The organism is Ralstonia sp. 1B3, from assembly GCF_036631435.1.
The window spans coordinates 1-12,320 of record NZ_JAPNUG010000001.1; the positions used below are offsets into that span (position 1 = coordinate 1).

The following is a 12,320-nucleotide window of genomic DNA, read 5'->3' on the forward strand; positions in this document are numbered from 1 at the left end:
CCTCTCGCGCAGCGCGGCCAGGTCGTCCCAAGAGAAACCCGCATCCATGCGCCGCTGCAGAAGTGCGGCCTGAAACTCCAAGTTGGCCGAGCCCTCCGTCTGTACATTCGGCAGCGTTGGGAATCCACCGACGACCTGCCTGGTCAACCATGCCGGGTGAGTCAACACATCCAGCGCCATTCGCGGGTTTAGGCGCATCGGGACAGAAAAGCCATTGCGCAGATCGCGTATCCGGTTGCCGTTGACGGTCACATCGGTCGTCAGGACCAGCGCTTCGTAATCAGCCGCCAATGCCCGCGCAGAGAGCGCCCGTGCATGCTCGGGGTGAACGACGTACAGCTGAAACCATCGTCTTCCCGAAGCCCGGCGTGCCAAGTCTTCCAGCGAAACATTGGAGGCAGTCGACAACACGAACGGGATCCCCGCTCGGGCGCGGCGCGCGCCAGTGATGTCGCCATCCGGCCGGCACGCACCTGTCAGCCCCATCGGCGCAACAATCAGCGGAAGCTCCATGCGCTGGCCCGCCAGCGTGGTCGAAAGATCCCGAGTACGGACATCGGTCAACCGAGACGGCGAAAACCGCAGGCTTTCAAACGCGGCACGGTTGTGTTTAAGCCCCGATTCATCGTCCGCACCGCCTTCGATGTAATCGAAAACCATGCGGGCAGATACCGCTGCGCGGCACGGCGGTAGTCCTCGATGCCCAAAAATGTTGACTTCATTTGCCGCAAACTCCTCACGCTCCAACGCACCCATGCTGCTGTGTGCAACGGCTTGGTGACTTCGCACCCGGCCTCGCCTTTCAGTCATCACCGCTTCCTGTTTCTGCGGTCTCAGGCCGCAGCGGGCGGAGCACAACGCAGGCATGTCGCCGACGTCCACGCTTTCAGCGCACTGGTGACGACCACTTCGCCTTGCGATTGTTACAACGTCACACCGCGATCTCATATTGCCGATTACGCGAGAAGTCATTACCCGCCAGCATGGCTTTTCTGTGACTACGTTGGAACATCTGCCGTCTGAACAGGCGGAAGGTCGCGGGGCCGGTCGCCCGCGCCATCGCTGAGTCAAAAATCTGCGTGCAGTCTGGTTCGGATCAAGCTGTCACGGGGTTTCTTGTTGGACACTGTCCACCGACAGCCGGGAGCGCGGTGAGCTTCAATTCAGGTAGGCGATCAGGCCATACGAGGCAGGAGTGGTCGAGCTTTGCGGCGTGGTTCAAAACGAAAAGGAGGGTACCGATATGTCACGCGATGCCGATGAAGCAATTGTGTTGTCCCCGCCGACGACGTCAGATAACGCGGGCGGGAGAATCGACCAGCCACGGCGGTCGTTCATCGTGCAGGCCGGATTGCTATCGGCCGCCCTGTGGGGAACGTCTGCGGGCGCAGTGGGCACGCGCAGCGCCGCACGCATCGCGCGCAGCGTCATCGACCGCTCCTGTCGCGTCAGCGGTCAGCGGCTCGACGACCTCGTCGCAAAGGCGTATCCGCTGTTCAACAAGCCGGCCATTCTCCCTACGTTCGATGCGAGCCGGACGGTGCCCGCTTCGACGTGGACCTGCATCGGATCGTTACGCACACCGTGGTGCCGGAAACCGGCGAACGACTGCGCGTGAGTGGCCTGCTGGCGGTGCCGGTGGGCGTCAAGGGCGAGCTGCCACTGGTGTCGTGGCAGCATGGAACGATCCTGTCATTCGACCAGGTACCGTCGAATTTGACGTTGCTGGCCGACCCGGCTTACGAACTCACGGATGCAGCGGACTCTCTGGAGACGCTCTTCAACGTGCATCGCTTTGCCGCCCGGGGTTATGCCGTGGTGGCAGCCGACTATGTCGGCAAGGGCCCCTTCCGCGATGGCCGCGGGGAGGGTTACGCAGTCAAAGGCGTGAGCACTCGAACCTGCCTTGACATCCTTGCGGCTGGTCAGCAAGCGATGCGCACGCTCGGTCTGCGACCCTCGAAACGCTTCCTGCATGGCTGGTCGCAAGGCGCACTCAATACGCAATGGCTCCATCAGGCGCTGCGCTCGCAATCGTTACCGGTCACGGGCACAGCGGTTGCCAGCCCGTTCAATGACCTCAACGAAGCGTGGAGCTTCTGGGCAGGCGCCCAGACGTTCCCGCTACCCGCGGGCGTCGCCTCATATCCGGCCCTGCCAGGCTGGATATCGCTGTGCATGATCGTTGCCCTGGGCAGCTACGAACTTCAGTACGGCCTTGGCGGGCTGCTGCAAGCCGCGGTGCAGCCGCAATACCGCGACATGGCAAAGCAATACTGGCAGGACTACAAGCTGGACACCGCCGCCGCACAGGGAATCCCGACGGGCGCCCAGCTGCTGGTGCCGGGCTTCTTCGATCGCGCTACCGACGAGCGCAACAGCGCGTTCCTGCGGCACCTCGCGGCCAATAGAGCCTCCTACTGGCACTACGATGCACCGATCCGCTTTCACTACGGACTGGCCGACGAAGCGATCCATCCGGCGATGGTCGGGCGCGCCCTCTCCGCAGGCGGAGCTCTTGCCGGCGGGGTTGCCGTCCCGGGTGGCAGCCATCGCGGCACCTTCCTCGCTGGCCTTTACGGAGGTCCCTCCACCCTCGACGGCGCCCAGAACATCCCGCAATGGTTCGCCTCCCTGGGTTAGGCAGGCGGACTCGGCGCGCCGATGCCGCATTGAGCGGCCACGCGAGTCATGAAGGACCGCACCCGCGGTCCTCGTGAACGCACACACGGAGGCTGTGCTGTGCCATTCACCGAAGGGCCATTGACGCCGAGGTGGAACAGCAATTCCTGCCTCACGTCTGCCACGCACAGCGTATGCGCTCGCGAATGTCCTGCAAGCGCGAAACAGGTTCATTCGCGAAGACGAAGCGCAGGTAACGCTCTGCCCCAGGGCCCCATCCCCCCATCGGAGTCGCCGCGATTTTGCCGTGATCCAGCAGGAGCCTGGAGGCTTCCGGCGGCTCAATTCCTAGGCTTCGCGTGTCGATCAGCATTGACCAGCCGCCATGAGGACGGATGAGCGGCAAGTCGGAAAGCGCATCCATCAGAAAGTTGCGGCGACTTTCCCACTCCGCGACGGCCGCAGCCACGCCGTCATCGGTTGCGGTCAGTGCGGCGGTGGCCCCGGCCATTGCGATGCCCACTTGGCAGACCACGTTGGAAAGGCTGACAAGGCGAACATCGTCCATGATCGATTGCGGACCGACGATCCATCCGACCCGCCATCCGATCATTCGATATTCCTTTGAAACCGCACCGACCGTGATGGTCCGATCTCGCATACCCGGGAAACTGGCTGGGTGAACAACGCTCCGGCCGTCAAACAGGATGCGTTCCATTGCGGCGTCATAGACAAGCCATAAGCCTCGGTCCTCGCAATGTCTTGCGATTGCCTGCCACTCGTCCGGGGACGGGACGTAACCGCTCGGCATCGAGGGCGACATGACCAATAGGGCCTTGGTTCGAGGGCCGATCGCGGCCGTCAGGCTGTCGAGGTCAAGGCGCCAGCCGTCCGGTCCTGGACGCAGCCGGGCAAACTTCGGGACGCCACCGGCCAGATGTACGCGGTTGATCAGGCCAGCGTATGTGGGATCCGTAAGCACGACCTCATCGCCAGGTTCGACGATGGCTAGCAGAACGTTGAGAATTCCGGCGAGGCCACCCGCTGACACGATGCATTCGCTCGCAGCGTCATATTCGACGCCTGCGGAATGTCCGACGCGGGCGGCCGCTGCTTCGCGCAGCGATCGTAAGCCCGTAAACGGCAGATAGCTGTTTGCCGCATCGTCGTCGATCGCCTCGTGCGTACGGGCGAGCGCCACCGCTGGCGGTCGGAGGTCGGTGTCCAGATTTTCGAGTCTTAGAATGTCTGGGTCGCACAAGGCGTCCGCTGCGTCGCCCACGCGATCCACGCCGATCCCGCATTTTTCTCAACCGCGACACCGTCATATCAACCTCCGACATTGTTTTAATATATTAAATTGAAAAAGACGGCAGACTGCAAGCTCTCCTCGACTTCGCTGGCCGATCGCCTGCGCGAACGCATTGCGGACGGAACATGGGCGCCGGGGACGCAACTACGCCAGGAACTGATCGCCAAGGAGTTCGGGACGAGCCATATCCCGGTCCGGGAAGCATTTGTGCAATTGCAGGCGAGCGGCTTCGTGACGATCGTGCCGAATCGCGGCGCATTCGTTTCGGCGATGACGACGGCCGAGGCCGCAGAACTCACGGAAATGCGGGTTGCGCTCGAGCTGCTCGCGCTCAACTCGGCAATCGATTTTTGGCCCGAACGATGAGGCCGCGGCACGCGCGATACTTCAGCGCGACGAGAAGGCCAGGGAGATCGAGCACTGGTCGGTGGATAACTGGGCGTTTCACCGGGTGATCTACCAGGCAAGCGGCAAGAGCCATCTGATGGAAACGTTAGAAACGATCTGGCGCAAGACCGATCGCTATCTACGGCTCGTCTGGCAACTGGAACGCTACCAGGACATTTCGTCCGCACAGCATCGCGAAATACTGGATGCAGTGGTTGCGCGCGACCGGCGCGCTGCCAAGCGGCTGACGAAGGCGCATATCGAATCTGCTGGCACGGTAATGCAGGATGCGCTTCGCGAAGCCCGAGCCACCTGAATCACCCTCCACAATCAGCGCGAACGCGACGCCATTCACGCGGGCCGCATCGATTTGTCGGCAATCCAGGCTTCCGTTCTGAAGGTCCCAAACCGACCCAACTTGGACGCTCGCTGTCCATCAAGTTGTCCCCTGCCGGTGACGGCTGAACACAACCACCAGCTGCATCCAGCGCGCACGCTTGCGCGCCGCTATGAGGCAGACCGCTACACCGGCGCGCTCATCGCCCTACCCCGACAGCCATCGCCACGAGCGCGCGCCAACTGATTTTGGGCGCGCGGCGGTGCAGATTTCGGATTTGATTGAGGCCGAGTTTCGGCGGCTGGCCCCTGAGCACCCACACAAGTACCCCAAGCGCTTACGTTCTTCTTGCCGCTCAATCTTGAAGGGCCGTCAGCACGTCGTTGCCAGCTCCCGAGCGCGCTCGGCGCCGAATCGAAGTGTGCAAGAAGGCACTCGCCACTCGACAACGATCCCCTACCGTGGAGTTGGAGATTAAACCGCAACAGTTGAAAGGCTTAGAAGCAGGCGGCGCCTGATGTAAGACAACAACTTGTTGCATATCCGATAGTATAAGAACGGTCCTTCGCGCCCCAGGGGACAGATTGCATTTTCCCCAGCAGACCCATGCCCCACCGCAAACGCATTCCATATTCCATCATCGGTATCGGTATTGTCGTCGCCTGTGCATTGATGGGCGTTTGCGTGTTGCAGCTTATCCAGAGCCGTGCCGACGCGCTGGACCGTGCCCGCGAAACCTCACGCAACGTTGGTTTGCTGGCAGAGCGCGACATCGAACGCAACATCGAGTTATACGACCTGTCCCTCCAGGCAGCGATCCACAACCTGCAGCTGCCGAACGTCATGTCAGCCCTGCCCGCCGTACGGCGAGCGATTCTGTTCGACCATGCCATGACAGCGGATTATCTGGGCGCGATGCTGATCTTCGACGAGCACGGCAACATCGTTCTAGATTCGTCGAACGACGTGTCCCGGAAGGGCAATTTCGCAGACCGGCGGTACTTCACGATCCACAGGGAAAACCCGAACGTCGGCCTGTACATCAGTGATCCTTATGTGTCTCGCTTGCGAGGCGGCGCGCTGAGCATTGCCCTGTCGCGACGCATTTCCAAGCCGGACGGATCGTTTGGCGGGATTGCCGTCGTTGCGCTGAATCTCGACTATTTTCACAAGCTGTTCGGCGGCATCGATCTTGGCCAGCGTGGCGCCATTTCGCTCATCGGTTCCAATGGCGTGATGGTCATGCGCCAGCCGTACGACCCGAAGATTATCGGGCGCAACATCAGCAAGGCCGCCACATTCCAGAGGTTCCAAACAGCGCGGGAAGGGACGTTTTCAGAGACGGCATCCATCGACGGGGTGCGACGGATTTACTACTTCAAGCACTTCACCAAGCTGCCCCTCATCATCATGGTGGCCGAAGCCGAGGACGAGATTTATGCGGCGTGGCGAGACCGCGCCTTGATCATCGGCGGCCTTGTATTCGCGTTCGGCATCGCGTTCATCGTGCTGACGCTGATGCTCGCTGCGCAGCTGCGCCGCAGAATCCGCGCTGAGTACGAGCTCGAGTTGCTGGCCCGCACCGACGGGCTCACGGGCCTGAGCAATCGCCGTCGATTCGCTGAGCTGCTGGAGAGCGAGTGGCGACGCGCGCGCCGTGCCCGGTCCTCACTGTCTCTGCTCTTCATCGATATCGACCGGTTCAAGTCCTACAACGACACCTACGGACACCAAGCCGGAGATGACGCACTCGCCGCAGTCGCGCGTTGCATTGCCGACAACGTCCGCCGCCCCGGCGATACGGCAGCCCGTTATGGTGGCGAGGAGTTCATTGTGTTGCTTCCCGATACCCCGGAAGCAGGCGCGCGCCAGATCGCCGAGAAAATTCGAACCGCAATCATCCGGCTGTTGATCGAACACGTCGGCAGCGAACTCGGACACGTCACCGTCAGCATCGGCCTGGCTTCCTGGACACCAGACAAAGCGGGAGACACGGAAGCCATCATCAAGGAGGCGGACGAAGCGTTGTATTACGCCAAGGCGACTGGGCGAAACAAGACCGTCTCCTTCCACGACATAGCCGCCGCATCGACGCCTTCGGAACCCGTCGCGGTCACCTAGGATCAGAGCCGCGCGGCCTATCGAACGGTTGCGTGGCACTGCAGGGTACGCCAGGGCGAGTACGTCGCTGCTTGACCAATCGCGCGTTGAAGGCCGTCTGGGTACGGACTTTTTGTCTCCGCTCACCGGTTAACGGCAGACAAAAAAGGCTGTACCAAAATCGCGTGTAAGGCATTGATTCTGCTGGCCTGCTTCCACCTTGGCGAAAAGAAAAGTCTGTACCAAGCAGACTCATCGACAGAAGCAAGAGACACAAAATCTGGCCAACCACATGGCGCCTAGTTGGCCAGACTTTTTATCGTCGACCACGGGCTCGACGTCTGGACAGCCCGTTTTCCGCTGTGGCTATGCGCCGAGGCAGCTGCACTTCACTGCCGGGGGCATCCCAAGTACGGCCGGCCCGCTCGCCTAGGCGGGGACACGCGCTTCGGCGATCGTTTCCGCAGCTGCCGACAAACCAGCCGCTGTCTCGACGCCTTGCCACATCGCAGCTGCCTTCGCGGCCATCATCATGATCGGCACATTAGGGTTAGCCGGAACGAGAGTCGGCATGACAGACGCATCCACAACACTCAGCCCTTCTAGCCCGCGTACGTTCAAATCTGGATCGACCACTGCATCGTCGTCGCTTCCCATTGGGCAAGTGCTGGCAGGGTGAAACTGTTGGCTCGCATTGGCGCGGATGAATGCGTCAATTTCAGCGTCAGTACTGAGCGCGCCAACTGGCATGACCGGCTCGCCACGAAACGCGTCCAACTCCGGTGCGTTGACGATTGCCCAGGTTTGCTTGAAACCTTCCCGCAGGGCCTCAATGTCCTGCGGAGCCGACAAGGAGTTGTAGAACACACGAGGCCGATCAGCCGGATCCGCAGATTTGAGCAGGATCTCGCCCCTGCTCCGTTGGCCCACCAGCTGCGTGCGAGTCACGAGGCAATCCTGATAACGCCGCTTGATGCCCGGAAACCATGTGTCGGCATAGGCCGGCGGCATCTGCAAGTACAGCTGCAGGTCTGGCATCGACAGGTTCTGCTGCGATTTGATGAAGCCGATGATGACGCCCGGAAGCCTCGACGACGGCCCGCTACGTAGCAGCACCGCTCGCAGCATGTTCACCGCGGCCTTGTCGAACCGGAGGGATTTCTGAAATGGACTGGGCTGTTTCCGTTTCCACATCATCGGGAACGCTAAATGGTCTTGCAGGTTCTTCCCCACCGGCAGATCGATGATTGGACTGATTCCCATCGATTGCAGATGATCCGCTGGTCCCACACCCGACAGCATCAGCAAATGCGGTGTATTGATGGCCCCGAGGCAAAGGACTGTCCGCCGAGAGTAGACCTGCTCTCGCGCGCCGCTCCGCACATATTCGACACCGATGGCGCGTCTTCCTTCGAACAACACCTTGGTCGCCATCGCTCCGGTCAGAACGGTGAGATTGGGGCGCCCCAGAACCGGATGCAGAAAGGCTTTTGCTGAAGACGAGCGTCGGCCCCCTTGATGGTGTATTGCAGAACCCCGAATCCCTCAGGTTGGTCGCCGTTGTGATCTTGCGAGATGGGATAGCCCAGTGAGCGAATGGCGTCGAACCACGCCGGTGCGATGGGATCATCGATCGGTGGGGTCAGCGCCCCGAGTTCGCCGGCCCCACCTCGCCATGCATTCTCGCCGCCATCCCAAGCTTCACACTGCTTGAAGTAGGGCAGGACGTCCTTGTAGCACCAACCCGGCGCACCTTCATCCGCCCACGCATCATAGGTAGCGGGATGTCCACGCGTGTGTGCCATGTAGTTGATCGACGAACCGCCACCGATCACCCTGCCGTGCGGAATATCGTTTCTTCGACCCCCGAGCCCGGGATCTGGCTCTGACACATCCGACCACCGATATAGGTTGTTGGCTGTCATGTGAACGATGCCTACGGGCAATCCGATCATCGGATCGCGATCCCATTCGCCCGCCTCCAAGAGCAATACACGCACATTTGGATCTGCCGTCAGCCGGTTGGCCAATACGCATCCCGCCGATCCGGCGCCGACGATGACAATGTCGAAAGACTTGTCGATGTGGTCTTTGTGGCCCACTACGAATCCTCCTGCAAACCGCTCACTGGCTCGTGTATTTGAGAGATGGGTCGAAGCTGCCACCGCAGACCGGCAGTCGTTGCCTCTCTTTGCATCCCGCGACGTCGCGCAATAGCGCCTCCCCGGTTGAAAGGAGTTTGCGCATAAATCCGATCTTAGTCAATTATTTAAGTGAGCTGGGCAACAGATACCTCAACACGTCCACGCACCGTCCGCCGGTTCTGCCAGCGTTGCCTACCGTTAAATTTGCGCATCTTGCGACCTAACTGAAGCGCCATGTCTGATATTTGTACGGTACTACGCAGCGCCTAGGGGCTATCCCGGAGCCCTCCCGAGTCTAGTTGCCTCTTGTGCGAAGTGCTGATATAACTCGACTAACGCCGGCTTTTTGAGGCCGTGCAGCACATTGGAGTACCTCACACAGGAGTCCGCAATGTTGATCGGCAAGTTGGGCCCCGTCATGCAAGTCGCCTATGTAGTCGACGACGTTGATGCGGCCATCGCGCTCTGGAACAAACTCGGCATCGGGCCATTCTTTGTCTCCCGACACATTCAGTACGCGGAGCAGACATATCGAGGCCAGCACACCGAATGCGACATCACGGCCGCGTTTGCGTACTCGGGCGACCTGCAGATCGAATTGGTCGAACAACACAACGCGGCGCCCTCCGCCTTTGCGGATTTTCAAAATCGGTACGGTGCCGGCGTACAGCACGTTGGGTTGTTGTCCAACGACATAGCGGCTGACACCGCCACCCTTGCCGATCAAGGGTTCTCACCCCTGCATCGCACGCTCTCTTCCATTGGCGTTGAAACCGTCTTCTTCGAGCCCCCGTTGCTTGGCGGCACAGTCCTGGAATTGATCCAGGCGAGCCCCCTGATCACGGAAGGATTCGCCCAGATGAAAGCGGCAGCCCAAGCATGGGACGGCACGGGTCCCTCTGTCATTGAGTTCTAAGCACACCTACCCACCCATCGTCATGACGACCGACGGGCCCTTGTGCGACTTTTGGAGAATTTGAACGATGCTAAAAATCGGCGATACCGCTTACCCCTCCTTGAAGGGCAAGGTCTCGGATGACGAATGGAACATTCGGGTACAAACAGCTGCGTTGTTCCGCCTCATTCCTTTCATGGGGTGGGATGACCTTTCCATGCAATTGGTCTCGGCACGCGTAGGGGACGACTTTCTCGTCGCCCCATCGGGATTGCTGTTCGAAGAAGTCACTGCGTCCAGTCTCGTCAAAATCAATCTGGAAGGCGATGTCGTCTCGGAAAGCCCATTCGGCCCTGTTCAAAACGCGTGGTACCCCATGCGGGCCGTACATGAGGCTAGGCCGGACGCAAACTTCGTGATCCACTCCCACGACGACATCATTGCTGCGGTGGCCTGCAATGCTGATGGCCTATTGCCGATCTCTCAGTCCGCAGCCTTCGCGATTGCAGACGGCTTGGCCTATCACGACTACGAAGGCGTCGAAACATACGAAGAACGCATACCTTCTTTGCAGCGGTCTCTCGGCGCCAACAATAACGCTGCGATCCTGCGTAACCACGGACTTCTGACGCTGGGGTACGAAGCAAAACATGCCTTCATGCGGCACTACAACATCCGCAAGGCTTGCCGCATTCAGTTGCTGGCGAACAGTGCGAAACATGGGGAATTGATCCGCTTTCCGCAGTCTCTTCTCGATGAGTTCCGCCATGAACTCATGCGTGTTGGTCAAGCTGACGGCACGATGGATCCATGGCCTGGAATGCTGCGTAAGCTCACCAAGCTGGATCCGAGCTTCATGGACTAAAGGCGCCGCAGAATGCAAAAGATTCAGATCAATGGCGCTCAGTCGCTGATTCAGACGCTCGTCAACTGTGATGTCGATGTGTTTTTGGCAACCCAGGTACGTCGGAGATGCACTTCGTGGCCGCGTTGGATTCTGCGCCGACCATGCGAAGCGTCCTCTGCTTGTTCGAGGGCGTGGCCACCGGTGCAGCCGACGGCTATGGCCGTGTTGCCGGCAAGCCTGCGGCAACCTTGTTGCACCTCGGCCCGGGGCTGGCGAACGGCCTGGCCAATCTGCATAACGCGCGCCGGGCGAACACGCCCATCGTCAATATCGTCGGCGATCATGCGACGTACCATCTTCAGTACGATGCGCTGCTGACGTCGGATATCGTCGGTTTTGCTCGACCGGTGTCCTCCTGGATTCACGAGTCGAAATCGGCGAAGACAGTGGCGGCCGATACCGCCCGCGCCGTGCAGGCTGCACGATCGGCTCCAGGATGCATTTCGACACTGATTCTTCCTGCTGATACCGCGTGGGACGAGGCTGAGCGGCCTGCGGATCCGCTGCCTCACCGCGGGCCTGAACCTGTATCAGCCGCCGCCGTCGAGGCTGCCGCCGCGCTTCTGCGCAATGGCAAGAAGACGGCACTCATTTTGCGCGCGAATGCACTGTATGGGGCAGGTCTTGAAGCCGCAGGACGCGTCCAGGCGGCCAGCGGCGCACGCCTTCTCTGCGATACCTTCGCCCCGCATACGGAACTCGGCGCCGGACGCGTACCAGTCGAACGTATTCCCTATTTCGCGGAGCAGATCGTCAGCTTCCTCGAAGGGACGGAACAGATCATTCTCGTCGGTAGCAAGCCGCCGGTCTCGTTCTTCGCCTACCCGGGAAAATCAAGCTGGTGCACACCCAAGGGATGCCACCTGAGTTACCTGGCACACCCGCATGAAGATGCTTGCGGCGCCCTCGCAGCTTTGGCCGACACATTGGGCGCACCACCGCAGGCAGCGAAGCGCGTACCGCTCCAACTGCCTGATATGCCTAGCGGGAACCTGACGCCTTTGGCAATCGCGCAGGTCATGGCGAACCTGACGCCCGAACAAGCGATCTTCGCTGACGAATCAGCGACGAGCGGCCTTGCCCTGCTGAGTACGATGGCCACCGGCCGACCGCACACCCATCTTCCCTTGACTGGCGGCTCCATCGGCGACGGCCTGCCCGTTGCCGTCGGCGCAGCGATCGCAGCGCCGAATCGCAAGGTGGTCTGCCCGCACGGAGATGGAGGCGCTGCCTACACCATGCAAGCGCTATGGACAATGGCTCGTGAGAATCTGGATATCACGGTTGTCATTTATGCCAACCGCTCCTATGGAATCCTGAACATCGAACTGCAGCGGGTCGGCGTGCAAGAGACCGGACAAAAGGCACTCTCGATGCTGGATCTTCACAACCCGGAAATGAACTGGACGAAGATCGCCCAAGGCATGGGGGTAGAGGCGGCTCGCGCTACAACCGCAGAAGCGTTTGCGGACCTCTATCGCTCAGCCATGCAGCAACGAGGTCCTCGGCTTATCGAAGCGATGATCTAAAGGCCGCGGTGACGGGACGCGTTCCTTAGCGAATTTGACGCCCACCAGAAGATGCGGCCGCCACGCGGCGCATCGATCTGTTGCGGT

General features: G+C 60.6%; 11 protein-coding genes and 1 pseudogene. 8 read left to right on the forward strand and 4 right to left on the reverse strand.

The genetic code is table 11. The annotated features are described in order from the left end of the window. A partial coding sequence (locus tag OWR21_RS00005) for an alpha-hydroxy-acid oxidizing protein (RefSeq protein ID WP_332394264.1) occupies positions 1-882 on the reverse strand: 882 nt, incomplete at its 3' end. A gap of 361 nt (positions 883-1,243) precedes the next feature. Here OWR21_RS00005 and OWR21_RS00010 point away from each other — a divergent pair. Continuing rightward, a complete protein-coding gene (locus OWR21_RS00010) occupies positions 1,244-1,618 on the forward strand; it encodes a hypothetical protein (RefSeq protein ID WP_332394266.1) in 375 nt (124 codons plus the stop codon). Further along, positions 1,555-2,643, forward strand: a complete 1,089-nt coding sequence (locus OWR21_RS00015) for a lipase family protein (protein ID WP_332394267.1) — start codon at positions 1,555-1,557, stop codon at positions 2,641-2,643. Before OWR21_RS00010 ends, OWR21_RS00015 begins: the two co-directional genes overlap by 64 nt. Positions 2,644-2,794: 151 nt before the next feature. On the opposite strand, the gene OWR21_RS00020 is transcribed toward OWR21_RS00015, so the two are convergent. Continuing rightward, positions 2,795-3,913: a pyridoxal phosphate-dependent aminotransferase gene (locus OWR21_RS00020; RefSeq protein ID WP_332394268.1), complete on the reverse strand. Its 1,119-nt coding sequence runs from the start codon at positions 3,911-3,913 to the stop codon at positions 2,795-2,797. Positions 3,914-3,982: 69 nt separating this feature from the next. Between OWR21_RS00020 and OWR21_RS00025 the strand changes: the two genes are divergently transcribed. The 3 genes from OWR21_RS00025 to OWR21_RS00035 all read left to right on the forward strand — a co-directional run bounded on the left by OWR21_RS00025 (position 3,983) and on the right by OWR21_RS00035 (position 6,779). Then, positions 3,983-4,300: a GntR family transcriptional regulator gene (locus tag OWR21_RS00025; RefSeq protein ID WP_332394269.1), complete on the forward strand. Its 318-nt coding sequence runs from the start codon at positions 3,983-3,985 to the stop codon at positions 4,298-4,300. Then, complete coding sequence (locus tag OWR21_RS00030) at positions 4,245-4,637, forward strand: GntR family transcriptional regulator (RefSeq protein WP_332394271.1); 393 nt, start codon at positions 4,245-4,247, stop codon at positions 4,635-4,637. The genes OWR21_RS00025 and OWR21_RS00030 overlap by 56 nt, the downstream gene beginning before the upstream one ends. Before the next feature lie 627 nt (positions 4,638-5,264). Next, positions 5,265-6,779 carry a sensor domain-containing diguanylate cyclase gene (locus OWR21_RS00035; protein ID WP_332394272.1) on the forward strand — a complete coding sequence of 505 codons (1,515 nt, stop codon included), beginning with the start codon at positions 5,265-5,267 and terminating at the stop codon, positions 6,777-6,779. A gap of 408 nt (positions 6,780-7,187) precedes the next feature. Here the strand turns inward: OWR21_RS00035 and OWR21_RS00040 are convergent, their stop codons facing one another. Then, on the reverse strand, positions 7,188-8,300 hold the full coding sequence (locus tag OWR21_RS00040; RefSeq protein WP_332394295.1) for a GMC family oxidoreductase: 1,113 nt from the start codon (positions 8,298-8,300) through the stop codon (positions 7,188-7,190). Beyond that, a complete protein-coding gene (locus OWR21_RS00045; RefSeq protein WP_332394273.1) occupies positions 8,201-8,860 on the reverse strand; it encodes a GMC family oxidoreductase in 660 nt (219 codons plus the stop codon). Before OWR21_RS00045 ends, OWR21_RS00040 begins: the two co-directional genes overlap by 100 nt. Positions 8,861-9,293: 433 nt before the next feature. On the opposite strand from OWR21_RS00045, the gene OWR21_RS00050 reads away from it, so the two are divergent. The 3 genes and pseudogenes from OWR21_RS00050 (at position 9,294) to OWR21_RS00060 (ending at position 12,233) form a co-directional block, all read left to right on the forward strand. Continuing rightward, on the forward strand, positions 9,294-9,818 hold the full coding sequence (locus OWR21_RS00050) for a VOC family protein (RefSeq protein WP_316898975.1): 525 nt from the start codon (positions 9,294-9,296) through the stop codon (positions 9,816-9,818). A gap of 67 nt (positions 9,819-9,885) precedes the next feature. Continuing rightward, positions 9,886-10,662 (forward strand): class II aldolase/adducin family protein, encoded by a 777-nt coding sequence (locus OWR21_RS00055; RefSeq protein ID WP_316898977.1) that lies wholly within the window; start codon positions 9,886-9,888, stop codon positions 10,660-10,662. Positions 10,663-10,689: 27 nt separating this feature from the next. Beyond that, a pseudogene (locus tag OWR21_RS00060) lies at positions 10,690-12,233 on the forward strand (acetolactate synthase large subunit). Positions 12,234-12,320 lie beyond the last annotated feature (87 nt).

Coding starts and splice junctions, on each gene's coding strand:
- OWR21_RS00010 (WP_332394266.1), top strand. CDS start 1,244: ATGTCACGCGATGCCGATGAAGCAATTGTGTTGTCCCCGCCGACGACG.
- OWR21_RS00050 (WP_316898975.1), top strand. CDS start 9,294: ATGTTGATCGGCAAGTTGGGCCCCGTCATGCAAGTCGCCTATGTAGTC.
- OWR21_RS00055 (WP_316898977.1), top strand. CDS start 9,886: ATGCTAAAAATCGGCGATACCGCTTACCCCTCCTTGAAGGGCAAGGTC.
- OWR21_RS00035 (WP_332394272.1), top strand. CDS start 5,265: ATGCCCCACCGCAAACGCATTCCATATTCCATCATCGGTATCGGTATT.